The following is a 25,911-nucleotide window of genomic DNA, read 5'->3' on the forward strand; positions in this document are numbered from 1 at the left end:
CGTCGGTACGTCGTGCGGATTCCGGGACGCCCGGCACCACCCGGCGGTACGCTGACGGGCCGCCGGCTCACGCGGTGCGGCGGAGCCGGCCACCGAGGTCGTCACACCCATCCGCACGGCATGACCGGGGCTGGAACGGACGAGGTCCCGGCAGCGCCCCGAAGCCAGGAGGGTCCGTTGGACTCGTCAGGTGAGACCCCGCACAGGATGGACCCCGCGGGCGGCTGCCCCCACGCCGACAACGCCCGCCTGCTCGCCCGGGGAGCGGTCGCCCCCGTGCTGCTCCCCGGCGACGTGCCGGGGATGGCCGTGCTCGGCCATGACGCGCTCAAGGAGTTCCTGGCGCGGCCCGACGTCGCCAAGAACGCCCAGCACTTCACGGCGCTGCGCGAGGGGCGCATACCCGACGGCTGGCCGCTGCGGACCTTCGCCACCGTGCGGGGCATGACCACGGCGGACGACGCCGACCATCGCCGGCTGCGCGGTCTGGTCGGCAGGGCGTTCACCACCCGCCGGGTGGAGGAGCTGAGGCCACGGATCGAGGCGCTGACAGCGCAACTCCTCGACCGGCTGGAGGACACGGCCGCGGCGGCCGGTGACGGTGTAGCCGATCTGCGCCGCCACTTCGCCCTCCCGCTGCCGATGGGCGTCATCTGCGAACTCCTCGGCGTGGACCCCGGACACCAGGACCGGCTGCACCATCTGAGCAACCGGGTCGTCGCCACCGACATCGGCCCCGAGGAGGCGATGGCGGCCAACCGGGAGCTCGTCGCCGTACTGACCGCGGTCGCCGCGGCCCGCGCCGCCGACCCCGGCGACGACCTGACCAGCGGACTGATCGCGGCCCATGAGGAGAACGGTGACCGGCTGAGCCGGGAGGAGCTGATCGGCACCCTGCTGCTGATGATCGTCGCCGGGCACGAGACGACGCTCAACCTCATCACCAACGCGGTCCGCGCGCTCTGCGCCCACCGGGACCAGCTCGGCCTGGTGCTCGGCGGCGAAGCGGACTGGGCGGACGTGGTCGAGGAGACCCTCCGCTGGGACAGCCCCGTCGGTTACTTCCCCTTCCGCTATCCCACCCGGGACATCACCCTCGACGGCACCCTCATCCCCAAGGGGACGCCGGTCCTGGCCGGTTACTCCGCGGCCGGCCGGGACACCGCCGCCCACGGCCCGGACGCCGACCGGTTCGACGTCACCCGCACCGCCCGCCACCTCTCCCTGGGGCACGGACCGCATTACTGCCTGGGCGCGCCGCTGGCACGGCTGGAGGCCACGGTCGCCCTGGAACGGCTCTTCACCCGCTTCCCCGAACTGGACCTGGCCGTCCCGCCGTCCCGGCTGCCCCGTCACGCCGGATTCGTGGGCAACAGCGTCCACACGCTCCCCGTGCGCCTGCGACCCGCTACGAAGGACCACGGTCAGCGGCCCTGAGCGCGGCCACCCACCGCATCAACTCGGCCTCGTTGCCGCTCAGCCCGGCGGACCGCAACGCCTCGTCGGCCTCCGCCATCGATGACGACAGATACGCCCCGGCCATCGGCGCCAGCACCGGATCGGTGAGCACCGCTTGCGCGGTCTCCACCAGCCGGATGTAGGCCTGCGCGGCGGCGCGCTCGTGCAGGGTGAGGGTGGTGACCATCTCTGCCTCCCGGTCGATGGGTTGGGACGTCCCACTCTTCCGTACGCCACTGACAATCACCCGGCACGGCCTGCCCCGCGTGTGGCAGGGACCCCTCCGTCACCGGCCGTGCGTCATCCCGCACGCCCCCGGACGTACTCCTCCAGCCGTTCCAGGAACACCTGCTGCCCCGCGACGAGTCGGGGCGCCGCCTCCTCGGGGGCGAACCAGGCCGCCCGGTCGACCTCCGGGAACTCGCGCGACACGCCCGAACCGCGCGGCCACTCCATGGTGAAGGTGCCCGGCACCATCTGTTCCGGATCGAGGTCCGCCTCCACGGCCCACGCCGTGACGATCTTCCCGTTCGCCTGCCGGATGTCACCCAGGGGGATCCTCTCCCCGTCGGGGGCGGGCAGCCCCAGCTCCTCCACGAACTCCCGCCGCGCGGCCGCCTCGGGCGTCTCGTCGGGCTCGTACTCGCCCTTGGGGATCGACCACGCGCCCTCGTCGCGCGCGGCCCAGAAGGGCCCGCCCATGTGGGCGATGAGCACCTCGACACGTCCGTTCGACGTACGGAACAACAGGAGTCCCGCGCTTCGCTTCACCGTCATGCCGGAGAGTTTGCCCCTCGGCGTCCGGGATAGCGTTCCCGGGCAGAACGATCACCCCGAGTGAGGGAGCGTGGGATCCCATGTGCGAAGCGGCCGCCCGGCCAGGCCCGCCGGCGTCCCCCGCTCCTTCCGGCCGGTCCTCGCCGTCCGGCGGGTCCGGTCCTGCCGGGGCGCCGTACCAGCCCGGTTCCGGGGAAGGGCCCGACCGGGCCGGATTCCCGGCCGGCGAAGCGGCCCGGGCGCGCTCCGTCCGCCAGCTCGACGAGCGCGTCACGAGCTGCCGGGCCTGTCCCCGTCTGGTGGCCTGGCGCGAACAGGTGGCCCGGGAGGGCCGCCCTGCCTACGCGGGCTGGGACTACTGGGCCCGGCCCGTCCCCGGCTTCGGCCCCGACGACGCCGCGCTGCTCGTCGTCGGTCTCGCACCGGCCGCCCACGGCGGCAACCGCACGGGCCGGATGTTCACCGGTGACCGTTCCGGCGACGTCCTGTTCGCGGCCCTCCACGAGGTCGGTCTGGCCAGCCAGGCGCGGTCCACCGACGTGGAGGACGGTCTGCGGCTGTACGGAGTGCGGGTCACCGCCCCGGTCCACTGTGCCCCGCCCGCGAACAAGCCGACACCGCGGGAGCGGGACACCTGCCGCCCCTGGCTGTCGGGCGAACTGCGGCTGCTGCGGCCCACCGTCCGCGCGCTCGTCGTCCTCGGCGCCTTCGGCTGGCAGGCGGTCCTGCCCGCGCTGGCCCAGGCGGGCTGGGAGGTGCCCAGGCCGCGCCCCGCCTTCGGACACGGCGCCCGCGTCACACTGACCGCCACCGACGGCGGGCCGGACCTGGAGGTGTTCGGCTGCTATCACGTCAGCCAGCGCAACACCTTCACCGGCCGCCTCACCCCGGCCATGCTGACCGATGTGCTCGGTCGAGCGGCCCGGGCGGCCGGACTGCCGAGGGGGGAGCGGTGAACCGCACCTCATCGGCGTGCGCGACGATCTCGACCTCGTCGCCGAGGGACCACTCGGCGACCCGCGACGCCACGGCCGCGGGCACCACGTCGCTGATGCCCGCTGCCGCCGGGACGTCGTACGTCCCGTGGGCGTCGTGGGGCAGGACCACCCGGTAGCCCCGCTCCAGGGCTTGCCTCGCCGTGGCGGCGACGCACATCTCCGACATCACTCCGCAGACGGCCAGCGACCGCACCCCCGCCCCGGTCAGCACGTCGCCCAGGGCCGTCTCCCGGAAACCGTCGTCGTGCGCCTTGCGGATCACGGTCTCGCCCGGCCCCCGCCGGACGGGCAGATGGAGTTCCCATCCGGGTGTCCCGGGCTCGTCGGACGTCCCCGGCGCACCGTCGTTCTGGAGGTGGACGACGAGCGCGCCGCTCTCCCGCGCGCGTTCCAGCATCGTCCCTGTGCCCACGAGCACCTGCTCGGCCTCCGGCACCGCCTGGTCGCCGGTGAAGAAGGCGGACTGGACATCGACGACGACGAGGGCTTCCACGGGCGGCGATGAATGATCGGTCATATGTTCATCATGCAGGCTTGGATCAGGGGTGGGCGGTGATACGCACAGGTCCGCCGTCGGCGGCGACCCGGCGGGTCCAGTCACCCGCCAGCGTCACCGAACGCGACGGCGCCGCCGTTCCCCACACCCGCCGGCGGTACAGCAGCCGCCCGTCCTGATGCACCGTCAGCAACGGTCGTACGAGGAGGGTGTCCGGGCGCAGCAGGAAACGCCGGGCACCGGGCGGGACGACACGGTTCGGTGTCACCCACCGCAGCGGGGCCTCGACCACCACCGGAACGTGCCTCCCGGGCCAGTGCGCGCCCGGCGTCCCGCCCGTGCCCGAGCCGGTCAGGAAGGCCAGTACCGACTCCGCCGCGTCACGCCCCTCCGCGGCCGCCCGCCCGGCGGTCTCCACCCCGTGCAGCACATTGCCCACCGCGAAGACCCCGGGCTCCGAGGTGCGGAACGCACCATCGACCGCGGGACCGCGCGTACCGGGGTCGAGGACCACCCCGCCGTACCGCGCCAGTTCGCGCTCGGGGATCCAGTCGCCCGTGAACACGACGGTGTCGCAGGCCACGGTCGTGGTCCGGCCGTCCCGGTGGGTCAGCCGCACTCCCGACAGCCGCCCCCGTCCCACCAGTTCGTCCACCGTGGTCGAGCCCAGCACGGGCACCCGGCTCAGGGCACCGGGCCGGGACCAGGGCTCCTCGGTGACCAGCGCCGCCACCTCGACGCCCGCGTGCCGCAGGGCCCGTACCGCGTGGTGGGCGACCGGCTCCGCCCCGACGACCAGGGCGCGGGTCCCGATCCTCCGGCCGTACAGGTACACGGACTGCTGCAGCTCACCCGTGGTCAGCACCCCGTCCGGGCGCGAACCGGGCACCAGGCGTGCGCTGCGGGGCCGTTCACGCGCGCCGGTCGCCAACACCACCGCCCGCGCCCTGATCCGCTCCAGACCGTCCGGGCTCGTCGTCTCCACGGCCAGAGGGCCCGCCCAGCCGGTCGCGGTGACGCCCGTCCGGACCGTCGCGCCCGCCCGTACCGCTTCCTCCGCCATATGGCGCGCGTACGCCGGACCGGTCACCGGCCGGCGCAGCTCCCGCCACCCGAACCCGGTGCGGTGGCAGTGCCGGGGGACGCCTCCGGCCTCCCTCTCCCGTTCCAGCACCTCGACGGCGCCGGCACCGAGGACGGCCAGCCGGGCGGCGGCCGCGAGTCCCGCCGGGCCCGCGCCGACGACCAGGACGTCGACGTGCCGCTCGCTCCTCACCGTCCCGCCTCCTCGAACAGCGCCCGCACGGCCGCCCCGCAGTGGAACCCCTGGCAGCGCCCGGCCCGTGCCCGTGTGCGCCGCCGCAGGCCGTCCGGCGACCGCGGCGGGATCGGGCCGGCCAGCGCGTCCCGGATCTCGCCCCGTGTCACCCGCTCGCAGTGGCACACGATCGCCCCGTACTCCGGATCCGCGGCGATCATCCGCGCGCTGAGGTACGGGCGGGGGAACGCCTCACCGAGATTCGGCGTCCGCGGCGGCGGCAGTTCACCGGGCGCCCCCAGCTCCAGCCCGGCTTCGCCGAGGAGCTCGGTCACGTACACGGCGATCGCCATCGACGCGGTGAGCCCGGTCGACCGGATCCCGCCCACCGTGACGTACCGCTGTCCGGGGTGCGAGGTGATCCGGTAGTCGTCCTCCCCGGTGGCGGCGCGCAGCCCGGCGTAGACCGCCGTGACCTCCTCGTCCAGCAGCCGGGGAAGGATGCGCCGGCCCATGTCCCGCAGGTACGAGAGCCCTTCGGCCGTCGTGCCGGTCGCCGTTCTGGCTCCCGGGGCCAGGTCCTCCGCCGTCGGCCCGAGCAGCACGTTGCCGTACACGGTGGGGGAGACCAGCACCCCCTTGCCCAGCGCCGTCGGTACCGGCAGCAGGATGTGGTTCACCAGCCCCCGGGCGAACTTGTCGAAGACCATCAGCTGACCGCGCCGGGGCGTCACCGTGAAGTCGTCACGCCCCAGCAGCCGGTCGAGCTCATCGGCGTACAACCCCGCGGCATTGACGAGGAACCGGGTCCGCAGCACGCCGCGGCTCGTACCGAGCTCGTGCACCGCGCCCTCGCGGACCGTCTCGACCCGGCAGTCCAGACGCAGGTCCACCCCGCCGTGGACGGCCTGCGTCGCGTAGGCCAGCGTCGTCGACCAGGGACAGATCACGCTCTCGCCCGGAACGTCCAGCGCACCGAGCGCGCCCGGCCCCAGATGGGGTTCGCGTGCCCGCAGCTCGTCCGCGCCGATGAGGCGCGCCTCGTGGTAGCCGTTGCGGACGGCCTTCCGCGCCAGGGAGGGCAGGGTCGCGAGCTGCTCCTGGTCCCAGGCGACCAGCAGGGCCCCGAGAGGTTCCACCGGGATGCCGGTCGCGGTGGCGTACGCCGCGAGCCTGCGCTGCCCCTCCCGTACGAGCCGTGCCTCCAGGGAGCCGGGCACGGCGTCGAAACCGGTGTGCAGGATGGCCGTGTTGGCCTTGGACGTTCCGGCGCCGATGTCGTCCGCGGCGTCCACGAGCGCGGTGCGCAGGGAGTGGCGCGCCAGCTCGCGGGCGATCGCGCAGCCGACGACGCCGGCGCCGACCACGGTCACGTCGTAGGGCTCGTCCGGCGGGACCGCCCCCGGCCGCCCCGTCACCGCGCCCGGCCCGGCAGCGCGTCCACCGCCGCGCGGAAGACCCCCATCCGCGTCGCCGCCTCGGCGGCCGGCACCCGCGGCTCGTAGACGGCGGCCGGTGTCCACACGGGCACCGCCTCCTTGGGCGACAGCCGCGGATCCAGGCCGATCCGGGCCAGGGCGCCCACCCCCAGCGCGGTGACGTCCGGCAGCGCCGACACCTCGACGGGCAGTTGCAGCAGGTCGGCCTGCGTCTGCATGAGCAGCGCCGAGCGGGTCAGCCCGCCGTCGACCCGCAGCGAGGTCAGCGGGGTGCCCAGGTCGGCGGCGGCCGCGTCGGCGAGCTCCACCACCTGCGCGGCGATGCCCTCGCACAGCGCCCGCACCAGATGCCCGGCGGTCGTGTCCAGGCCGAGGCCGGTCACCGAACCCCGCAGGTCGCCGCGCCACCAGGGGGCGGCGAGCCCGGCCAGCGCCGGGACGAACGTCACCCCGCCGGTGTCCGGCACCGACGTGCCGACCGGGTCGAGGTCCGAGGCGCCCGAGATCACCCCGAGATCGGTCAGCCAGCGCACCGCCGACGCGGCCGTGTACACCTGCCCGTCCAGGCAGTAACTGGTCCGCCCGCCGAGCCGCCACGCCACACAACTCACCAGCCCCGAGCGACCGCGCCGGGGGCGCGATCCGGTCTGCGCGAGCAGGAACGCCCCGGTGCCGTAGGTGCACTTGGCGCCGCCCGGTTCGGTCACGTCCTGCGCGAGCAGTGCGGCCTGCTGGTCCACGATCAGACCGGTCAGCGGTACGGCGCGGCCGAACGCCCCGGTCGTGCCGACCTCCCCCGCGACATCGACGACGCGCGGCAGCCGCTCATCGGCGAGGCCGTAGACGTCCAGCGCCTCGGGCGACCAGTTCACGCCGTCCAGGTCCAGCAGCTGGGTCCGTCCGGCGGTCGCCGCGTCCGTGACGAACGCGCCGGTCAGCTGGTTCACCAGCCACGCGTCGCTGGTCGTGACGACACCCTCACGGGTGAGATGGCGTCGGATCCAGGCCATCTTGGGAGCGGCGAAGTACGGGTCGAGGGGCAGCCCGGTCCACTCGCGCAGCGCCTCGGCGTGCGGTGCCAGTTCGGTGCACAGTTCCTCCGACCGCCGGTCCTGCCAGACGATCGCGTCGGTGAGCGGGGTGCCGGTGCGGGGGTCCCACGCGAGCACCGTCTCGCCCTGATTGGCCAGGCCCACCGCGGCGACCGGCTCCCCGGCCTCGGCCAGCGCCGCCCGTCCGGCCAGCAGGACCGAACCGAGGAGCTCACCCGGGTCGGCCTCCACCCGGCCACCGGGCAGATGGCGCGGGCGCACCGGCGCCGTACCGGAGCCGATCACCCCGCGCTCCGGGCAGACCACCAGGGCCTTGGTGCCCGAGGTGCCCTGGTCGACGGCCAGCACAGGGCCCGTCATCGTCCACTCCCGTCCGCTCGGAGGACCCGGTGTCCGGCGGGGGAGCCGGACCGGGCCGGCGAACCGTGATCGCCGCACGGAAGCCTGGAACACCGCGGCGGCCCCGTCAAGACGCTCCCGGAATGTCCGGTGGATTGACGTAACGTCAACTGTTGCCGGTGGCCGAATAGTTGTGGTTCCCGATGAAACTGGACCGGGACCGTCGGACGGGCCCTATAGTGATCGCCGATCAACGGCGATCCGCTCGAAAGTTCGGTTATTTCTCCTGGCACCGGCCCGGTTGCAGCGCGGCAGCCGACCCCGCCGGACCGCCCTGTTCCCCCATGCCCAGAGGACCCATGACCATCACAGCGCCACCGGCCAGCCCGGCCTGCCCGCCGACCGGGGCGAGGTGATGGCCGGCTCCGAATTCCGGCCCGTGTACCACCCCGCGGGGCACGACAACGCGCTGCGGGGCGTGGTGCAGGACTTACGCACCGGACGCTGGGTGTCCATGGCACAGCTGCTGGCCGACACCGACGGCTGGGCCCTGTGGACCCAGCGCACCCAGGTCCTGGCGGCGGTCGCGGCCGGATCCGATGTCGTCCAGGCATGGCGGGCGGAGCGGCCGCACAGTGCCGCCGCGACCGTGATGTACACCCGGGTGGCGGTGGAGCGCGCGATCCGGGCCCACCGCGAAGGGCACAGGAGGACCCGCGAACTGTGGCAGCAGGCGTGGGAGTCGTGCACGATCGCGGCCCGGACCGCTCCCGCCGACCCGGTGCCGTGGGTGTGTCTGCTGGCCCTCGCGGTGCTCGACGAGGAGCAGCGGATGGAGGAGCACCGGGTGCCCCCGCCCGGCCCCATGCTGCCGCCCGGTCCGTGGGGGCTGCTCGCGGAGGCGCACAAGCGCGACCCGTACAACCGCGAGGCGTACCACCGCATGCTCCAGTTCGTGTACGCCCGCCGGTCCGGCCCGGCCACCGGACCGCTGTCCGAGGCGGTCAACTTCGTCCAGTGGGCGGCGGCCTCCGCACCGCCGGGCTCGGCCCTGCACGCGCTGCCGCTGTACACCCGGGTCGAGCGCTACCGCCGGGAGCGCGGCCAGGAGAAGGCCCTGGACCTGCACTGGGTCGCCGAGGACGCGACCCGGGACGCCGAACGCGCGCTGACCGCCTGGTTCGACCGCACGGCCCCCGCCGCCTCCTCTCTGCTCGATCTGAACCATCTGGCGCACGCCCTGTGGGGTGCCCTCCGGTTCGACGACGCCGCCCGTGTCTTCACGGCGCTCGGCCCCTACTACACCCCGCAGCCCTGGGCGTACCGCACCCGCGACCCCGGTGACCGCGCGCTGGCCGAGGAAGTGTTCACTCGCGCCCGCAGCCGGTGCCTGACGACGGTCCCGGACCGCTGAGAACGGCGGCCCGGCCGACCGCCGAGCGGCCGTCGCCGAGCAGTCCCGACCCACCGTCGGCCGGCCCGGCCGGCCGTTCCCTCCCCGCACCGCCCGAGCCCCCGACCGTCCCCCCGCACCCCACTCGGAGGTACCGCCATGTCCCGCGCCCCATGGGCCAGCACGGAGTCGAAGACCCCTCCCAAGGATGAGGAGGAGAGGCTCAGGGAGCTCGGCTACCAGCCGGTCCTGGCCCGCCGCATGGGCGGCTTCGGCAACTTCGCCATCAGTTTCTCCGTCATCTCCGTGCTGTCCGGTTGTATGACCCTGTACGGATTCGGGCTCGGCACCGGCGGCCCCGCCGTCATGATGTGGGGGTGGGTGGGGGTCGGCCTGTTCGTGCTGTGCGTCGGCATGGCGCTCGCCGAGGTCACCAGCGCGTACCCCACCTCGGGAGCGCTCTACTACATGGCCGACCGGCTGGGCGGGCGCCGCTGGGGCTGGTACACCGGCTGGCTCAATCTGCTCGGACTGCTCGGCGCGATCGCCGGTATCGACTATGGCGCGGCGCTCTTCACGGGGGCCTTCCTCAACCTCCAGTTCGGATTCGAGCCCACGCCCGGCTCGACCATGCTCATCTTCCTCTGCATCCTGCTGCTGCACGCGGTGCTGAACCTCTTCGGCGTACGCCTGGTCAGCGTCCTGAACTCGATCAGCGTCTGGTGGCACCTCGCCGGTGTCGCCGTGATCGTCGGCGCGCTCGCGTTCGTCCCCGACCACCACCGGTCGGCGGAGTTCGTCTTCACCGAGTTCGTCAACGACACCGGCTGGGCGAACCCCTTCTACGTGGCGGCCGTCGGCCTGCTGCTGGCCCAGTACACCTTCTCCGGCTACGACGCCTCCGCCCATCTCTCCGAGGAGACCTCCAACGCCTCCGTCACGGCGGCCAAGGGCATCGTGCGGGCCATCTGGGTCTCCTGGGTGGCCGGCTTCGCCCTGCTCGCCGGGCTGACCTTCGCGATCCAGGACTACGCGGGCACGCAGAACAGCGCCACCGGCGTACCGCCCGCGCAGATCCTGCTCGACGCCCTCGGAACCGGCGGAGCCACCGCCCTGCTCCTGGTGGTGATCGTGGCCCAGCTGTTCTGCGGCAACGCCGAGGTCGCCGCCGCCAGCCGTATGGTGTTCGCCTTCAGCCGCGACAACGCGCTGCCGGGGTCCGCGTACTGGCGCAAGGTCAGCAGCCGTACCCAGACACCGGCCAACGCGGTCTGGCTGTCCGTCGCCGTCGCCTGCGTGCTGGCCCTGCCGTCGCTGTACTCGGCCACCGCCTACGGGGCGGTCACCGCCATCAACGTCATCGGCATCACCCCCGCGTACGCGATCCCGATCTTCCTCCGGCTGCGCGCGGGCCACCGTTTCGAGCCTGGCCCGTGGAGCCTGGGGCGCTGGGGCAGGCCGATCGGCTGGACGGCCGTGATCTGGGTCGCGGTGGTCACGGTCCTGTTCTGTCTGCCGCAGAAGTCCCCGGTGACCCTCGAGTCGATGAACTACGCCGTGATCGCGCTGGCCGTGGTGCTCGCCCTGGCCAGTGTCTGGTGGTACGTCGCACGCCGCTCCTACGGCACCCCCTCCGCGTACGGGAACGCCCGCGAGCAGGCGGAGATCTCGGAGGGCATCGTCTGAGCCGCCCGGTCAGCCGGTGAACTCGTAGGTCCAGCAGGACGATTCGGGGGCGAACCGGATGTCGGTGACCTCCAGTGTGTGGCCGTGCTGGTCGCACACCACACGGTGGACGGTGAGGCGGGCCGCCGGGTCGGGCCGGCTGACGCCGATGGACTCCCGTCGGGTCAGCCGCAGCCCGGCCCGGTGCATCCAGTGGTACAGCAGCCGCAGGTCGGGCCGGTGCTGCGGCCAGGCGTCCGCCCGGCGGAAGCGGGCGAGTTCGGGCACCTCCGCGAGCGCGAAGCGGGAGAAGCGCGAGAGGGCCTGCTGAACCGTCGCTCCGGAGCGGTCCAGCACCTGGTGGCGGTGGACGAGCGAGGGCTCGCCGGGCAGCAGCCCCAGCTGTTCGGCGAGGTCGGAGGGGGCGGGTTCCCAGTCGAGTCCCGTCTGCGCGTCCGCGTCCGCCGCGCCGGTGCCACAGGGGAAGTGCAGCATGGCCGGGGCGAGGGCCGGCCCCCCGCTCCGCGGCCCCGCCGCCGCGGCGAACGTCCCACGCCGTTCGGTGACGACGAGTCGCTCGTCGCGCAGCAGTTGCAGCGCGCTGCGCACCGTCTGCCGGTTGACCTTGAAACGGTGCACCAGGGCGCGCTCGGAGGGCAGCCGGGCGCCCGGGGCGATGCGTCGGTGCGTGAGGTCGTCCCGCAGGGCGGCGGCGACCTGGAGGTAGAGCGGGAGTGACGCGGAGGCGTGGGGATCAGCCATGTTCAACCCTCAAGTTTCTTCGCTCAGCGTAGCTGTGTGAGCCGTGTCGGTGAGCAATCCCTATCATTGGTCTAAACCTCTTAGGAAGCCTTTCCAGGGGGCCTCGCCGCACTCTGTCCTGAATGGTTCACCCCCGCCGGCCACGGGTACCCGCAGTCGCGCCCTGGAGGAGACGGTGAAGGGACGGGCGCGATGAGGGCTGTGACGTGGCAGGGAAAGCGGGACGTGCGCGTGGAGACGGTGCCCGACCCGAGGATCGAACAGCCGACGGACGCCCTCATCAAGGTGACGTCGACCGGGCTGTGCGGGTCGGACCTGCATCTGTACGAGGTGCTCATTCCGTTCATGAACCCCGGTGATGTGCTGGGCCACGAGCCGATGGGCATCGTCGAGGAAGTTGGCCCGGAAGTGCCGGGTCTGAAGCCGGGTGACCGTGTGGTCGTGCCCTTCCAGATCGCGTGCGGCCACTGCTGGATGTGCGTGCAGGGCCTGACGACCCAGTGCGAGACGACCCAGGTGCGCCAGGAGGGCATGGGGGCCGCCCTGTTCGGCTACTCCAAGCTCTACGGCTCCGTGCCCGGCGGTCAGGCCGAGTACCTGCGGGTGCCGCAGGCGCAGTTCGGCCCGATCAAGGTGCCCGAGGGCCCGCCGGACGACCGCTACCTCTACCTCTCCGACGTCCTGCCCACCGCCTGGCAGGCGGTCCAGTACGCGGACGTCCCGCCCGGCGGATCGCTCGTCGTCCTGGGGCTCGGCCCCATCGGTGACATGGCGTGCCGGATCGCCCTGCACCAGGGCGCCGGCCAGGTGATCGGTATCGATCTGGTGCCCGAGCGGCTGCAGCGGGCCCGGGCCCGGGGTGTCGAGGCGATCGACCTGAGGGGTCACGACGGCCGGGACGAGCTCGTCGACGCCGTCCGCGCCCGGACGAAGGGGCGCGGACCCGACGCGGTCATCGACGCGGTGGGCACCGAGGCGCACGGCAGCCCGGTCGCCCGCGCCCAGCAGAACGTCGCGGGCCTCATGCCCAAGGCGTGGGCCGCCCGCCTGCACCAGAAGGCCGGCGCCGACCGGCTGGCAGCCCTCTACCTCGCGATCGACCTGGTCAGGCGGGGCGGCACCATCTCGCTCAGCGGAGTGTACGGCGGAGCCGCCGACCCCCTGCCGATGATGACCCTGTTCGACAAGCAGATCCAGCTGCGCATGGGGCAGGCGAACGTCCGCCGCTGGGTCGACGACATCCTGCCCCTCCTCGTCGACGAGGACCCGCTGGGCGTGGACGACTTCGCCACCCACCACCTTCCGCTGACCGACGCCCCGCAGGCCTACGAGATGTTCCAGCAGAAGACGGACGGCGCGGTCAAGGTCGTCATGCGACCCTGAACGCCCGCACCCGGAACGCCGAACGGCGTCGCCGGTCCGTCCGCCTCACACCGCCCCCGCTCGGTCGCCGTCGGCCTCACGCCGCAGCGGCGGCCCGGCGGGGGTCGCGGGCGCGGGCGCGAAGAGCACCGCCCGCGCGATCCGGGGGGCGAACAGCACGGTCGGCGGATTCACCAGCCCGAGCACGGAACGGAAGGCGGCACCCACCGCGGGGTCTCCGGTGGCGCGCTCCTGGACCCGCTTCAGATACCAGCTCACGGGCCGGTCGGCCGCCCGCGTCCCGAGGGCGTTGCCGATCGCGCCCGGCATGGCCCTGTCGGACCCGGCCGAGATGTCCCATGCCTGCTGGGACGCCTTCAGCAGCGCCTGCTGTACACGGCGGGTCGTCGGGGTGCGCCGGGTGTCGGCCAGGGCGTCGCGCAGCGCCACCGCGCTGATCGCCGCGACGGCCATGCCCTGTCCGTAGATCGGGTTGAAGGCGCAGAGCGCGTCACCGGTGGCCAGGAACCCCGCCGGACGTCGCCCCGGGCCGTCGTAGCGCCGGCGGACGTTGCCCGTCCTGCGGAAGCCGTGGACCCCGGACACCGGCTCGGCCCGCGCCAGCCAGTCGCGCAGGACGGGGTGGGGCAGCCGCTCCGCGAACTTCTCGAACGCGTCGTCGTCGGTGGGCGGTTCGTCGCCGCGCAGCCCCGACAGCGTGACGAGATGGAGCCCGTCCTCGATGGGCATGGCCACACCGCCGTACGTCTGCGCGGGGTTCGGGATGATGAAGTACCCGAGGCAGTCGGCGCCGCCTCCGTACCGCCCGTCGCGGTACATCCGGGTCGCGTACGCGAGGCCGGTCTCGATGGTCTCCTCGTGCGGGGGCTCCGCGCCGAGCCCGGTCAGCCACTCCGGGGCCCGCGTGCCCCGGCCGGAGGCGTCCACCACGAGGTCGGCCTCCAGCGGGCGCGTCTCCTTCTCCTTGCCCGTTCCGCGCTCCCGCAGCAGCACCCCCCGTACGCGCGTCGCGTCGCCGAGCAGCCCCACGACCTCGTTGCCCTCGACGGTCCGGATCCTGGGGTCGGCCAGCACCCTGCGCCGGACGAGCTGCTCCAGCCTGGGCCTGGCACCGGTGAAGAGGGGGGACGTGGTGGTGGTGCGCCGGAACCAGCGGCCGCCCTGCCACTGCACGATGTCCTCGGGCATGCCGACCACCGGCGCCCCTTGGGCCCGCAGCTCCTCGACCGCGCCGGGCAGGAGCTGGTCCAGGGCGAGCTGCCCGCCCTCCAGCAGGACGTGCGTGTGCCGCCCCTGGGGGACGCCGGGGCGTGGGGCGGGCTCCTCGGGGAAGCGGTCCCGCTCGACCACCGTGACGCGCTCGGCGTGTTCGGCGAGCACCCGGGCCGCGAGCAGACCGGCCATGGAGCCGCCGATCACCACCGCGTGCCGCGTCCGACGACTGGTCCCCAACAGGTCGGCCATGCCCACCCCTTCGCGTTGTCGGTCTACGACTGCCCAGTATCCACGGTCCGTTGCGGCAGGTCCCGCGCTCCGAGCCGGAGGTGCTCGATGTGGTAGACGGCCTCGTCGAGGAGTTGGGCGACATGGTTGTCGTACAGGCTGTACTCGATCCTGCGGCCGTGCCGGGTGCCGACGACCAGGCCCAGCGCGCGCAGCAGCCGCAACTGGTGGGAGACCGCGGACTGCTCCATGGCGACGGCCTCGGCCAGCTCGGTCACCCCGCACGGGCCCTGGCGCAGCCTGGTGAGGATCATCAGCCGGGACGGGGTGGCGAGGGCCTGGAGGGTGGCGGCGATGGTGGCCGCCGACTCCGCGTCGAGGCGGGCCGTGGGGGTCGTCCCGCCGTTCACTCCGTGTCCCATGCAGGTCATCGTAACCGTGCGCCTGGGAGCACAAGTGAAGAGATGTTCATGTGTTCCGCTATGGTGGGCGCAGCTCCCGCCGTCCACGCGATGAGGTGTGCCCCCATGGCTTCCCCGGTGCTCCACGCCCGACCCCCGGTTCCGTCCGCCGCCGTCCCTCTCCCGCCCCGCCGCACCAGGCTCTTCGCCCTGCCCGAAGTGCGATGGGCCGCCCTGTCCGCCGCGGCGTTCCTCGCCGCGCTCCCGCTCGACCTGGCCGGGGCGCCGGCCTGGGCGTGGGGGCCGCTGTACGCCCTCTGCTACGCCGCCGGCGGATGGGAACCCGGCCGGGAGGGCCTGCGGGCCCTGCGGGGGAAGTCCCTCGACGTCGACCTGCTGATGGTGGTGGCCGCGATCGGCGCCGCCGCGATCGGGCAGTTCCTCGACGGCGGGCTGCTGATCGTGATCTTCGCCGTCTCCGGCGCCCTGGAGGCGCTGGCCACCCGCCGTACCGCCGACTCGGTACGCGGACTGCTGGACCTGGCCCCCGCGAAGGCCGCCCGGGTCGCGAACGGCAGCGAGGAACAGGTCGACGTGGCCGCGCTGCGCGTCGGCGACACGGTGCTGGTGCGGCCGGGGGAGCGACTGCCCGCCGACGGCACGGTCCTCGACGGCGCGAGCGACGTCGACCAGGCCACCATCACCGGCGAACCCCTGCCCGCCCCCAAGACCCCCGGGGACCAGGTCTTCGCGGGCACGCTCAACGGCACCGGGGCGCTGCGTGTGCGCGTCGGGAAGGACGCCGCGGACTCCGTCATCGCCCGTATCGTCGCGATGGTCGAGGAGGCGAGCGCCACCAAGGCCCCCACCCAGCTCTTCATCGAGAGGATCGAGCAGCGCTACTCGGTCGGCGTGGTCGTCGCCACCCTCGCGCTCTTCTCGCTGCCCCTGGCCTTCGGCGCACCCTTCACCGAGACGCTGCTGCGCGCCATGACCTTCATGATCGTCGCCTCGCCCTGCGCGGTGGTCCTCGCCACCATGCCGCCGCTGCTCTCCGCCATCGCCAACGCCGGCCGGCACGGCGTCCTGGTCAAATCAGCCGTGGTGATGGAACGCCTGGGCGCGGTGGACCGCGTGGCCCTGGACAAGACCGGCACGCTCACCGCGGGCACGCCACGCGTCGCGGAGGTGCGCGTCCTGCCGGGCTGCTCGATGGCGGAGGCCGAGATCCTGGCCCTGGCCGCCGCGGCCGAAGCGCCCAGCGAACACCCCCTGGCCCGGGCGGTGGTGGCCGCCGCCCGGGAGCAGGGGCTGCCGATCGCGGCCGCCACCGGGTTCTCCTCCGAACCCGGCCTCGGCGTGCGGGCGCTCGTCGACGGCAGGCTGGTGCGCGTCGGCCGCCCCCGCGCGCCCCACACCCCGGCGGGCGGGGCGGGGGAGCAGGGGCGCGGGCCGGCGGAGGCCCGCCGGACGCCGGAGGAGGAAGGGCGCACCACGGTCGTCGTCGACGTGGAAGGCGCTCCCGTGGCCGTGCTCGTCCTCGCCGACCGGCTGCGGGACGGCGCCGCATCGGCCGTCGCCGCACTCGCCCGCCTCAGCGGCACCGCGCCCGTCCTGCTGACGGGCGACAACGAGGCGGCGGCCCGGCACGTCGCCGCCGGTACCGGCATCACCGACGTACGGGCCGGGCTGCTTCCCGAGGACAAGGTCGAGGCGGTACGCGCCTGGGAACGGGCCGGGCAGCGCACCCTGTTCGTGGGCGACGGCGTCAACGACGCCCCCGCGCTGGCCGCCGCGCACGGCGGCGTCGCGATGGGCCGGGCCGGCTCCGATCTGGCGCTGGAGACGGCCGATGCCATCGTCGTACGCGATGAGCTGGCCACCGTTCCGGCGGTCGTCGCGCTGTCCCGGCGGGCCCGCGCGCTCGTCGTGCAGAACCTGGTGATCGCCGGGGTCTGCATCGGAGCCCTGGTGATCTGGGACCTCGCGGGACATCTGCCGCTCCCGCTCGGTGTCGCCGGCCATGAGGGCTCCACCGTGCTGGTCGGCCTCAACGGCCTGCGGCTGCTGCGCGAGTCGGCCTGGCGGAAAGCCTCCGTCTGAGGCCGGGGGCGCCTCCGCGCAGTCGGCCGGAGGCGCCTCCGCACGCCCGCCACCGTGGCCGCGTGACCCCCGCCAGGGACTCGCGGGCGATCGCGGGACCCCGGCGGCCGCCCACGCGCCGCGCGGCCGCCGTCCGCCAGGAGCGCTCACATGGCTCCCGCCACCTTGGCGGCCAGCGCGGAGTGGTCCGCGGCGCGCCACCGTGCCGGCCTCATACGGAACGCCGTTCCGAGCCCCGCCTGCTGCTCCGCGGACGCCTCCAGATAGGCCCGGGCAAGCTCCGGCGGCAGGTACCGGTGTGCCATCGCCTCGCGCGCCTCCGCACTGACGGGTCCTTCGGACGTCACCGGACCCTCGACGCCGACGTAGCGGAATGTCGGGCCGTCCTCGTGCACGCAGATACCGAAGCGGCCCGTCGCCCGGATGAGGTCCGCCTTCCGCGACTCCCGATGCGTGTGGATCACCACCTCCTGGCCAGGGGCGTAGGCGTACCACATGGGCACGGCGAGGGTCGCGACACCGTCCTCCTGCGCCACGCTCAGCACACCGACCCGCGCTTCCGCGAGAAACGCCTCTCGTTCCGCGACTCCCATGGAAAACGACATGCCACGCCCTTCGCTCGTCTGCTCGTCCGGCTCCGACAAGGCAACGCCGACAGCGGACCCCAAGACACGGCCGCACGGGGTGTCGGCGTGCGCCCGTCGGCGTGGGCGGCCCGCGTGGCGATCCTGGGGTGTGCGGGGACCGCCGCCTACGCGCGGGCCTCGAACTCCGCCAGCGCCTCGGTCAGCCACATGATCCAGAACCGTTCCAGCTCGATGCCCCCGCGCAGCACCAGATGGCGCAGCCGGTCCTCCCCGCTGTCGCGCTCCGGCGGGAACTGCCGTTCCTCCATGCCCAGATACTCGGCCAGCTGCGCCTGGTGGAGGTCCAGGTGGCGGCGGAGCTCGTCCGCCAGGCCCTCCGTGCCCACCACCGCCGCGGCGCGCAGGCGCAGCAGCAGGGAGTCCCTGATCGGCTTGGGGTCCTCGCTCCGGCCGACCCAGTCGGTCAGCTCCGCGCGCCCCGCGGGCAGCACTTCGTACTCCTTCTTCTGCCCGCGGGCGGGCACCTGGGCAGGCAGGGCGCGAATGTGCCCCGCCTGCTCCATCCTGCCGAGCTCACGGTAGATCTGCTGGTGGGTGGCCGACCAGAAGTAGCCGATCGACCGGTCGAAGCGCCGGGTCAGTTCGAGACCCGAGGACGGCTTCTCGAGCAGAGCGGTGAGGATCGCGTGCGGCAGTGACATGACCGCATCCTAGATACGGTGGATCACAGGGCCGCCGCCAGCCGTGTCCCCTGGTCGATCGCGCGCTTGGCGTCGAGCTCCGCGGCCACGTCCGCGCCGCCGATGAGGTGCACGGACAGGCCCGCCGCCGACAGCTCCTCGAAGAGTTCGCGCCGCGGCTCCTGGCCGGTGCACAGCACCACGGTGTCGACCGGTACCGTGCGGGCCTCTCCGTCGACCGTGATGTGCAGCCCCTCGTCGTCGATCCGGTCGTACGAGGCTCCCGCCACCATCGTCACGCCCCGGTGCTTGAGTTCCGTCCGGTGGATCCAGCCGGTCGTCTTGCCGAGGCCCGCGCCGACCTTGGTGGCCTTGCGCTGGAGCAGGTGCACGGTCCGCGGCGGCTCGGGGCGCTCGGGTGCCCGCAGCCCGCCCCGCTCGGTGTACCGCGTGTCGACGCCCCACTGCCGGAAGTACGTCTCGGGGTCCTGGCTCGCACCTTCGCCCGCGTCGGTCAGGAACTCGGCGACGTCGAAGCCGATGCCGCCCGCGCCGATGATCGCCACGCGCCGGCCGACCTCGGCGCCGTCCCGGAGCACGTCCAGGTAGCTGACCACGCTCGGGTGGTCGACGCCCTCGATGTCGGGGAGGCGCGGAGTGACGCCGGTCGCGACGACGACCTCGTCGAAGCCGGCCAGCAGGCCGGCCGTGGCACGGGTGCCCAGCCGCACCTCCACGCCGTGATGTGCCAGCCGGTCGCGGAAGTAGCGCAGGGTCTCCTCGAACTCCTCCTTGCCGGGAACCCGCTTGGCGATGTTGAGCTGACCGCCGATCTCCTGGGCGGCGTCGAAGAGCGTGACGCCGTGGCCCCGTTCGGCCGCGGACACCGCGCAGGCCAGCCCCGCCGGCCCGGCACCGACCACGGCGACGCGCTTGCGCAGCCGGGTGGGGGAGAGGACCAGTTCCGTCTCGTGGCAGGCGCGCGGGTTGACCAGGCATGAAGTGATCTTGCCGCTGAAGGTGTGGTCCAGGCAGGCCTGGTTGCAGCCGATGCACGTGTTGATGGACTCGGGGCGGCCCTCGCGGGCCTTCGCCACGAAGTCGGGGTCGGCCAGGAAGGGACGGGCCATCGACACCATGTCCGCCCGCCCCTCGGCCAGCAACTGCTCGGCGACCTCGGGAGTGTTGATGCGATTGCTCGTGATCAGCGGTACGGAGACCGACCCCATCAGCTTCTTGGTGACCCAGGTGTACGCGCCGCGCGGCACCGAGGTGGCGATGGTGGGGATACGCGCCTCGTGCCAGCCGATCCCCGTGTTGATCATCGTGGCCCCCGCCGCCTCGATCTCCTTGGCGAGCGAGACCACCTCCTCCAGCGAGGAGCCGCCCGGCACCAGGTCCAGCATGGACAGCCGGTAGATCAGGATGAAGTCGTCGCCCACCCGCTCGCGGGTACGGCGCACGATCTCCAGCGGGAAGCGGACCCGGTTCTCGTAGGAGCCGCCCCAGCGGTCCTCGCGGCGGTTGGTCCCTGCCGCGATGAACTCGTTGATCAGGTAGCCCTCGGAGCCCATGATCTCGACACCGTCGTATCCGGCGGACCTGGCGAGCTCGGCGGCCCGCACGTAGTCCTCGACGGTCTGCTCGACCTCGTCGTCGGTGAGGGCGTTCGGGACGAAGGGGCTGATCGGGGCCTGGAGCGCGCTCGGCGCGACCAGGGCGGGGTGGTAGGCGTACCGGCCGAAGTGCAGGATCTGCATCGCGATCCGGCCCCCGGCCGCGTGCACGGCGTCCGTCACCAGGCGGTGCTGTGCGGCCTCCGCCTCGGTGGTGAGCTTGGCCCCGCCGTCGTAGGGGCGCCCCGCCTCGTTCGGCGCGATTCCGCCGGTGACCATCAGGCCCACGCCGCCGCGGGCCCGGGCGGCGTAGAAGGCGGCCATGCGGGCGAAGCCGTTCTCGGCCTCCTCCAGCCCGATGTGCATCGACCCCATGAGCACCCGGTTGGGCAGGGTCGTGAACCCGAGGTCCAACGGGCTGAGCAAGTGCGGGTACGGGGTCATGGGGGCGCCTCCTCGCGCAGGGTCGTCCCCCAGTTCTAGACGACGCGGCACCGTTGTGCAACAAGTTGCATAAGGAGGAGGGCGTGAGCTGCGCTACCCCGCGGCCGGCCCCACCGCCGATGCCCACTCGTCCAGCTCCTCCGGTGTGCGCGGTCCCGGGGCGCCGGCCGCCAGAAGGCCCCGGGCCCGCAGAGCGGCGGCGACCGCCATGCCCCACGGCCTGCGCAGCCGCGCCGCCTCCAGCAGCGACCGGTCCGCCAGGAGCTCGGCCACCGGGCCGGTGCGCAGCCCGTCCGGGGCGAGCACCGCCGCCTCGTCCGCCCAGCGCAGCGCGAGGTCCACGTCGTGCGTCGCCATGACCACCGTCGTTCCCGAGGCGCGCAGCCGGTCCAGCACGTCCAGCAGCCGTTCCTGGCCATGCGGATCCAGCCCCGCCGTCGGCTCGTCCATGATCAGTACGCGCGGGCGCATCGCGACCGCGCCCGCGATCGCCGCACGCTTGCGCTGCCCGTAGGAGAGCAGATGCGTCGGCCGGTCCTCCAGAGCCGTGATGTCCAGCGCCTCCAGGGACTCCCGCACCCGGACCCGCACCTCCTCCTCCGGCAGGCCCAGGTTCATCGGTCCGAACGACACGTCCTGCCCCACGGAGGCGGCGAACAGCTGGTCGTCCGGATCCTGCACGACCAGCTGCACCGTCGTACGCAGCCGGGTCAGCCCCGCCCGGTCGTACGACACGTCCTCACCCGCCAGCCGCAGCCGCCCGCTCGCGCACCGCAACCCTCCGCTCAGCAGGCGCAGCATCGTCGTCTTGCCGCTGCCGTTGCGGCCGAGGAGCGCGATCGAACGGCCCTGCGGCACGGCGAAATCGACGCCGCTCAGTACGGCGGGGCCGTCCTCGTAGGCGTAGCCCGCACCGACGAGTTCCACGACGGGGGGAGGGGGCAGGACAGTCACGGCAGGAGCCTTTCCAGTACGAGAGTCAGGGCGACGAGACCGGCCAGCAGTGCCCCGGCCGCGCCCAGGAACCGCCGGGAGGGCGCCGTCCGGGGCACCAGGACCCGCAGCGTCCCGTCGTAACCGCGCCCGGCCAGCCCGGACTGCAGCCGGGTGGCCCGGTCGAAGGCACGGACGAACGCCGTCGCCCCCAGCCCGGCCAGCGAACGCCAGGTGGCCGCCCTGGTGGTCAGCCCGAGCCGGGCGGCCTGCGCCTGCCGGATCCTCGCCATCGTGTCCAGCAGCAGGAAGCTGATCCGGTACATCACGAGCGCGACGTCCACCACCGGCGCCGGCACACCCGCCCGCACCAGCCGGGGCAGCACATCCGAGACCGGAGTGGTGAACGCGAACAGCAGCACACCCAACGAAGCCGCCGAGGTCCGCAGCAGCAACTGCGCTGCGTGCAGGGGCCCGTCGGGCGCCGGCGTCACGAACCCGCCCGCGCCGCCCACCTGGAACAGCAGGGGGACCGCGCCCGTCACGCAGAAACCGAGCGGGATGCGGAACGCCCGCCACAGCTGCCGGGGCGCCACCCCGGCCGGTCCGAGCAGCACGGCGAGGGTCGCGGCCGCCACCAGCACGGCTCCCGGCCACGGTGGCAGGCAGACCGCGCACAGCGTCAGACCGAAGCCGAGAAACGCCTTCTCGCACGGATGGCGGCGGCGCCAGCGACTGCTGTGCGCCGCCGCGTCGATCGGCAGCACCCCCGGCTACGCGGACGGCCGCGGATCACGGGCGCCGGTCCCGGAGCCGGCCACGGCGGCATCGGCACCGGCCACGCTGTCGGGCCCGCTTCCGGTGCGGGCCCGTGCCTCGCCCTGCCGCCGGCCGCGGCGCAGACCGAAGTAGTAGGCCAGCACCCCCGCCCCGAGCGCGGCCTGGAGCGAGAACAGCGCCGACTCGATCTCGCCCGACGGCGGCTCGTACAGCGGGGTGAACCACGGCTCGTAGTCCGGCTTGTTCTCCGTGATCGCCGTCTCGGCCTGCGCGTCGGCGCCGGTGAACGGTTCTTCCTTGTGGTCGCCCAGGCCCAGCGCGAGCGGAAGCACGGCCAGTGCCACGACGATCAGAAGCAGCAGCGTGTTGATCCTGGCGTTACGGCTCATCAGGCCACGGCCTCCTTCTTCTCGTTCCCGCGGCCGCCCGTGAGCAGTACCCCGAGCCGGGTCAGCTCACCCTTGCTGGACTGGATCAGCAACCGCATCACCAGCACCGTCAGCAGACCCTCGCTGATGGCGAGCGGAATCTGGGTGACGGCGAAGATGCCCCCGAACTTGCCCAGCGCGCCCATGAAGCCGCTGCTCGGGTCGGGGAAGGCGAGCGCCAGCTGCACGCTGGTCACGCAGTACGTGGACAGGTCGGCCACGAACGCGCCGAAGAAGACGGTGACCATGAGCGGCAGGCCGAACCGCCGCAGCAGGCGGTACACGCCGTACCCGGCCCACGGCCCGACGATCGCCATGGAGAAGACGTTGGCGCCGAGCGTGGTCAGGCCGCCGTGCGCCAGCAGCAGTGCTTGGAACAGCAGCGTGATCGTGCCCAGTACCGCCATGATCGGCGGCCGGAACAGGATCGCTCCCAGCCCCGTACCCGTGGGGTGGGAACAGCTTCCGGTCACCGACGGGATCTTGAGTGCGGACAGGACGAAGGTGAAGGCACCGGAGGCGCCCAGCAGCAGGGTGGACTCGGGATTGCTCCTGACCTCCCGGGTCAGGGCGCGTACGCCGTGTACGACGAAGGGAGCGGCGGCGACGCTCCAGGCGGCCGCGTGTATCGGGGGCAGATAGCCCTCGGCGATATGCATGGTTGGGAGACCCTCTCCAGCACCTCGTGGATGGACAACGCGCCCTGGCCGGTCTCCTGGCTGACGGGTCATGCCGCCGCGACTCCGCCTTCCCGGACAACGCGGTCTCCCGCCGTCCAGTGGCTTCCCGAGGGATGGAGCCGGACTTCCCGATCACAGTGGCGAGGGCCGCACCGGTACTTCACCGGTTTCCCGTACACCAAGGCCCTGCGACACTAGTGCGTTGACCAGGTACATCACAACCCGCGCAGGGGCGCGCACTCCGGCGCCACCCCGGTCTGCGCCCACCCCGGAACCCCGGGGCCGGTGACCGAGCCGGCCGCCGACGACGGCCGCCGGCTCGGCGCCGGGCGCCCGGCCCGACCGGTTCACGACACCCCGGCGCAGGGGCCGCCGGCCGGGGCGGGCCGCCGTGGGCGGCCCCCGCCCCCGCTCCCCACGGGACCCGCCACGGGCCGGCGCGGCGCGTGACCACAAGGGCCGTGACCCCAAGGCGGCCCGTGGCCCGCGGCTCCGGCGTACCTCACACCTTGCGGTAGTCGTACGCCTCCGATGCCGCCGTCACCACGGCGTCCAGGTCGGCCCCCGCCGAAGCGGTGACCACGGCCGCGACCGCGCCCTCCACGAACGGCGCGTCCACCAGCCGCGTGCCGTCCGGCAGCTCGTCGCCTTCGGCCAGCAGCGCCTTCACCGTCAGTACGGCGCTGCCCAGATCGACCAGGACCGCGACCCCCGCGCCGCCGTCGACCGACGCCGCCGCCTCCGCGATCAGCTCGGAGCTGGTGCCCAGCCCGCCGTCCGCCGTGCCGCCCGCGGCGGCCACGGGAGCGGTGTCGCCGCCGCCCGCGAGACCCCGTGCCAGCTCCGCGACCGCCGCCGCCACCGCCGCGCTGTGCGACACGAGCACGATGCCCACCCGCGCGTTCATCCCGCCACCGCCGGGCCCTCGGGCGTCGATCCGGCCGCCTGCGCGAGCGTCGCGATCAGCAGGGCGGACGACGTCGCGCCCGGATCCTGGTGCCCGATGCTGCGCTCGCCCAGATAGCTGGCCCTGCCCTTGCGCGCCTGCATCGGCACCGTCGCGAGCGCGCCTTCCTCGGCCGCCCGCGCGGCGGCCTCGAACGACTCGTCGAGCGCCGCCACAGCCGGTTCCAGCGCGTCCAGCATCGTCTTGTCGCCGGCCGCCGCCCCGCCCAGCTGCGCCACCGCGGCCACACCCGCGCGCAGCCCCTCGGCCAGCTGCCCCGGCGTCACCTCCGCCGCCTCGCCCAGCGCCTTGCCGGTGCGCCGCAGCAGAGTCCCGTACAGCGGGCCCGAGGCTCCTCCCACGGTCGAGATCAACTGCCGCCCGGCCAGGACCAGCAGCGCCCCGGGAGTCCGCGGCGGGTCCTTCTCCAGGGCCTCCGTCACGGCCGCGAAGCCGCGACGCATGTTGGTCCCGTGGTCGGCGTCCCCGATCGCCGAGTCCAGTTCGGTGAGCCGGTCCGCCTCACGGTCCACGGCGGCGGCGGCGATCGTCAGCCAGCGTCGGAAGAAGTCCGTGTCCAGCGCGGTGCTCCCCATGTCAGCAGCCCCACCGAAGGGCGGCCGTGCGCACCGGCGCGTCCCACAGCCGCAGCAGTTCCTCGTCGACCTGGCAGAGGGTCACCGAGCAGCCCGCCATGTCGAGCGAGGTCACGTAGTTCCCGACGAGGGTCCGGGCCACCGGAACGCCCCGCTCACCCAGCACCCGCTGCACCTCGGCGTTGAACCCGTACAGCTCCAGCAACGGCGTCGCCCCCATCCCGTTGACGAGCGCCAGCACCGGGGCGTCGGGCCGCAAATCCTCCAGTACGGCGTCCACGGCGAAGTCGGCGATCTCCCGGGAGGTCATCATCGCGCGCCGCTCGCGTCCTGGCTCGCCGTGGATTCCGATGCCCAGTTCGAGCTCCCCGGAAGGGAGGTCGAAGGTGGGGGTGCCCTTCGCGGGCGTCGTGACCGCGCTCAGCGCCACGCCGAAACTGCGCGAACTCGCGTTCACCTGCCGGCCGATGGCCTCCACCCGCTCCAGCGGCGCGCCCTCCTCGGCGGCGGCGCCCGCGATCTTCTCCACGAACAGCGTGGCTCCGGTGCCGCGCCGGCCGGCCGTGTACAGACTGTCCGAGACGGCCACGTCGTCGTCGACCAGGACCTTTGCCACCTGGACGCCCTCGTCCTCGGCGAGCTCGGCCGCCATGTCGAAGTTCAGCACGTCGCCGGTGTAGTTCTTCACCACGAACAGCACCCCCTCGCCGCTGTCCACGGCGGCGGCGGCCCGCGCCATCTGGTCGGGCACCGGGCTCGTGAACACCTCGCCCGGGCAGGCCGCCGAGAGCATGCCGGGACCGACGAAGCCGGCGTGCAGCGGCTCGTGTCCGGAACCGCCCCCGGAGATCAGGGCCACCTTCCCCGCCACGGGAGCGTCACGCCGTACGACGATCCGGCTCTCCACGTCCACGTTCAGCTCGGGATGCGCGGCGGCGATGCCCCTCAGGGCGTCCTCGACGACTGTCTCCGGCACATTGATGAGCATCCGCATCGCTATCTCCCAGCAGGAATGTCAGGTGCGACCCTGAGTGGCGTCTGTGCAGGTCAAGCAGCGTTTCGTCCATGCATGCGTGTGTTCCCCTACATCATCGCGAGAGCCACGGGACGCGACAACCCTTCCTCTGCGTGCCCACCGCTTCGCCGCGCGTGACCCCCGCACCGGGAGCGGAATTCCGCCGGCGGTCCGCGTGTTTCTGCCCGCATCCGCCGATGATGAAATCACGGCGATCGCTCGTCACATTAATGAACCAT

At 73.4% G+C, this 25,911-nt stretch carries 25 protein-coding genes and 1 riboswitch; of the genes, 6 read left to right on the top strand and 19 right to left on the bottom strand.

Features of this window, described 5'->3' with window-relative positions; translation table 11 throughout:
* Positions 1–207: 207 nt before the first annotated feature.
* Entirely contained in the window at positions 208–1,437 is a 1,230-nt protein-coding gene (locus tag PUR26_RS20190; protein WP_329873866.1) for a cytochrome P450 family protein, read from the top strand.
* On the opposite strand, the gene PUR26_RS20195 is transcribed toward PUR26_RS20190, so the two are convergent.
* Both PUR26_RS20195 and PUR26_RS20200 read right to left on the bottom strand, forming a co-directional pair.
* Positions 1,409–1,645: a hypothetical protein gene (locus tag PUR26_RS20195; RefSeq protein WP_329873816.1), complete on the bottom strand. Its 237-nt coding sequence runs from the start codon at positions 1,643–1,645 to the stop codon at positions 1,409–1,411. The two genes, PUR26_RS20190 and PUR26_RS20195, sit on opposite strands and share 29 nt — an antisense overlap.
* A gap of 113 nt (positions 1,646–1,758) precedes the next feature.
* Positions 1,759–2,235, bottom strand: coding sequence for an NUDIX domain-containing protein (locus PUR26_RS20200; protein WP_329873817.1), 477 nt, complete (start codon positions 2,233–2,235; stop codon positions 1,759–1,761).
* Between the two features lie 80 nt (positions 2,236–2,315).
* On the opposite strand from PUR26_RS20200, the gene PUR26_RS20205 reads away from it, so the two are divergent.
* Complete coding sequence (locus tag PUR26_RS20205) at positions 2,316–3,191, top strand: uracil-DNA glycosylase (RefSeq protein ID WP_329873818.1); 876 nt, start codon at positions 2,316–2,318, stop codon at positions 3,189–3,191.
* Here the strand turns inward: PUR26_RS20205 and PUR26_RS20210 are convergent.
* From PUR26_RS20210 to PUR26_RS20225, 4 genes are read right to left on the bottom strand one after another with little or no spacing between them, the layout of a single operon-like run.
* The gene (locus PUR26_RS20210; protein ID WP_329873819.1) at positions 3,118–3,750 is read right to left on the bottom strand and encodes a cysteine hydrolase family protein; all 633 of its coding nucleotides are present in this window, start codon (positions 3,748–3,750) and stop codon (positions 3,118–3,120) included. The two genes, PUR26_RS20205 and PUR26_RS20210, sit on opposite strands and share 74 nt — an antisense overlap.
* A gap of 22 nt (positions 3,751–3,772) precedes the next feature.
* Positions 3,773–5,005 carry an NAD(P)/FAD-dependent oxidoreductase gene (locus PUR26_RS20215; protein ID WP_329873820.1) on the bottom strand — a complete coding sequence of 411 codons (1,233 nt, stop codon included), beginning with the start codon at positions 5,003–5,005 and terminating at the stop codon, positions 3,773–3,775.
* Positions 5,002–6,360, bottom strand: coding sequence for an FAD-dependent oxidoreductase (locus PUR26_RS20220; RefSeq protein ID WP_443077115.1), 1,359 nt, complete (start codon positions 6,358–6,360; stop codon positions 5,002–5,004). Before PUR26_RS20220 ends, PUR26_RS20215 begins: the two co-directional genes overlap by 4 nt.
* 41 nt (positions 6,361–6,401) lie before the next feature.
* On the bottom strand, positions 6,402–7,838 hold the full coding sequence (locus PUR26_RS20225; protein WP_329873822.1) for an FGGY family carbohydrate kinase: 1,437 nt from the start codon (positions 7,836–7,838) through the stop codon (positions 6,402–6,404).
* Between the two features lie 394 nt (positions 7,839–8,232).
* Here PUR26_RS20225 and PUR26_RS20230 point away from each other — a divergent pair, with 394 nt between their 5' ends.
* Entirely contained in the window at positions 8,233–9,231 is a 999-nt protein-coding gene (locus PUR26_RS20230) for a hypothetical protein (RefSeq protein WP_329873823.1), read from the top strand.
* Positions 9,232–9,369: 138 nt separating this feature from the next.
* Positions 9,370–10,896 (top strand): amino acid permease, encoded by a 1,527-nt coding sequence (locus tag PUR26_RS20235; RefSeq protein ID WP_329873824.1) that lies wholly within the window; start codon positions 9,370–9,372, stop codon positions 10,894–10,896.
* Between the two features lie 9 nt (positions 10,897–10,905).
* On the opposite strand, the gene PUR26_RS20240 is transcribed toward PUR26_RS20235, so the two are convergent.
* Complete coding sequence (locus PUR26_RS20240; protein ID WP_329873825.1) at positions 10,906–11,637, bottom strand: GntR family transcriptional regulator; 732 nt, start codon at positions 11,635–11,637, stop codon at positions 10,906–10,908.
* Between the two features lie 192 nt (positions 11,638–11,829).
* Here PUR26_RS20240 and PUR26_RS20245 point away from each other — a divergent pair, with 192 nt between their 5' ends.
* Entirely contained in the window at positions 11,830–13,020 is a 1,191-nt protein-coding gene (locus PUR26_RS20245; RefSeq protein ID WP_329873826.1) for a zinc-dependent alcohol dehydrogenase, read from the top strand.
* A gap of 45 nt (positions 13,021–13,065) precedes the next feature.
* Here PUR26_RS20245 and PUR26_RS20250 read toward each other — a convergent pair whose 3' ends face one another.
* Entirely contained in the window at positions 13,066–14,484 is a 1,419-nt protein-coding gene (locus PUR26_RS20250; protein WP_329873827.1) for an FAD-dependent oxidoreductase, read from the bottom strand.
* Positions 14,485–14,507: 23 nt separating this feature from the next.
* Positions 14,508–14,885, bottom strand: a complete 378-nt coding sequence (locus PUR26_RS20255; protein WP_329873828.1) for an ArsR/SmtB family transcription factor — start codon at positions 14,883–14,885, stop codon at positions 14,508–14,510.
* Between the two features lie 105 nt (positions 14,886–14,990).
* Between PUR26_RS20255 and PUR26_RS20260 the strand changes: the two genes are divergently transcribed.
* Positions 14,991–16,967, top strand: a complete 1,977-nt coding sequence (locus tag PUR26_RS20260; RefSeq protein ID WP_329873829.1) for a heavy metal translocating P-type ATPase — start codon at positions 14,991–14,993, stop codon at positions 16,965–16,967.
* Positions 16,968–17,113: 146 nt separating this feature from the next.
* On the opposite strand, the gene PUR26_RS20265 is transcribed toward PUR26_RS20260, so the two are convergent.
* The 10 genes from PUR26_RS20265 to dhaK form a co-directional block, all read right to left on the bottom strand.
* Positions 17,114–17,572, bottom strand: coding sequence for a pyridoxamine 5'-phosphate oxidase family protein (locus PUR26_RS20265; RefSeq protein WP_329873830.1), 459 nt, complete (start codon positions 17,570–17,572; stop codon positions 17,114–17,116).
* 146 nt (positions 17,573–17,718) lie between these two features.
* The gene (locus PUR26_RS20270; RefSeq protein ID WP_329873831.1) at positions 17,719–18,255 is read right to left on the bottom strand and encodes a PadR family transcriptional regulator; all 537 of its coding nucleotides are present in this window, start codon (positions 18,253–18,255) and stop codon (positions 17,719–17,721) included.
* A 23-nt stretch (positions 18,256–18,278) separates the two neighbouring features.
* The gene (locus PUR26_RS20275; protein WP_329873832.1) at positions 18,279–20,294 is read right to left on the bottom strand and encodes an NADPH-dependent 2,4-dienoyl-CoA reductase; all 2,016 of its coding nucleotides are present in this window, start codon (positions 20,292–20,294) and stop codon (positions 18,279–18,281) included.
* Between the two features lie 93 nt (positions 20,295–20,387).
* Complete coding sequence (locus tag PUR26_RS20280; protein WP_329873867.1) at positions 20,388–21,239, bottom strand: energy-coupling factor ABC transporter ATP-binding protein; 852 nt, start codon at positions 21,237–21,239, stop codon at positions 20,388–20,390.
* Positions 21,240–21,244: 5 nt separating this feature from the next.
* Positions 21,245–21,994: a cobalt ECF transporter T component CbiQ gene (cbiQ, locus tag PUR26_RS20285; RefSeq protein WP_329873833.1), complete on the bottom strand. Its 750-nt coding sequence runs from the start codon at positions 21,992–21,994 to the stop codon at positions 21,245–21,247.
* Positions 21,995–22,000: 6 nt separating this feature from the next.
* Positions 22,001–22,396 carry an energy-coupling factor ABC transporter substrate-binding protein gene (locus tag PUR26_RS20290; protein WP_329873834.1) on the bottom strand — a complete coding sequence of 132 codons (396 nt, stop codon included), beginning with the start codon at positions 22,394–22,396 and terminating at the stop codon, positions 22,001–22,003.
* Positions 22,396–23,094: an energy-coupling factor ABC transporter permease gene (locus PUR26_RS20295; RefSeq protein WP_329873835.1), complete on the bottom strand. Its 699-nt coding sequence runs from the start codon at positions 23,092–23,094 to the stop codon at positions 22,396–22,398. The genes PUR26_RS20290 and PUR26_RS20295 overlap by 1 nt, the downstream gene beginning before the upstream one ends.
* 29 nt (positions 23,095–23,123) lie before the next feature.
* Positions 23,124–23,313, bottom strand: a riboswitch (cobalamin riboswitch).
* Between the two features lie 304 nt (positions 23,314–23,617).
* Positions 23,618–24,022: a PTS-dependent dihydroxyacetone kinase phosphotransferase subunit DhaM gene (locus PUR26_RS20300; protein WP_329873836.1), complete on the bottom strand. Its 405-nt coding sequence runs from the start codon at positions 24,020–24,022 to the stop codon at positions 23,618–23,620.
* Complete coding sequence (gene dhaL, locus PUR26_RS20305; protein ID WP_329873837.1) at positions 24,019–24,657, bottom strand: dihydroxyacetone kinase subunit DhaL; 639 nt, start codon at positions 24,655–24,657, stop codon at positions 24,019–24,021. Before dhaL ends, PUR26_RS20300 begins: the two co-directional genes overlap by 4 nt.
* A 1-nt stretch (position 24,658) precedes the next feature.
* Positions 24,659–25,651, bottom strand: a complete 993-nt coding sequence (dhaK, locus tag PUR26_RS20310) for a dihydroxyacetone kinase subunit DhaK (RefSeq protein ID WP_329873838.1) — start codon at positions 25,649–25,651, stop codon at positions 24,659–24,661.
* Between the last annotated feature and the right edge of the window lie 260 nt (positions 25,652–25,911).

It is taken from the genome of Streptomyces sp. SP18CS02, from assembly GCF_036322365.1.
Lineage (GTDB): Bacteria > Actinomycetota > Actinomycetes > Streptomycetales > Streptomycetaceae > Streptomyces.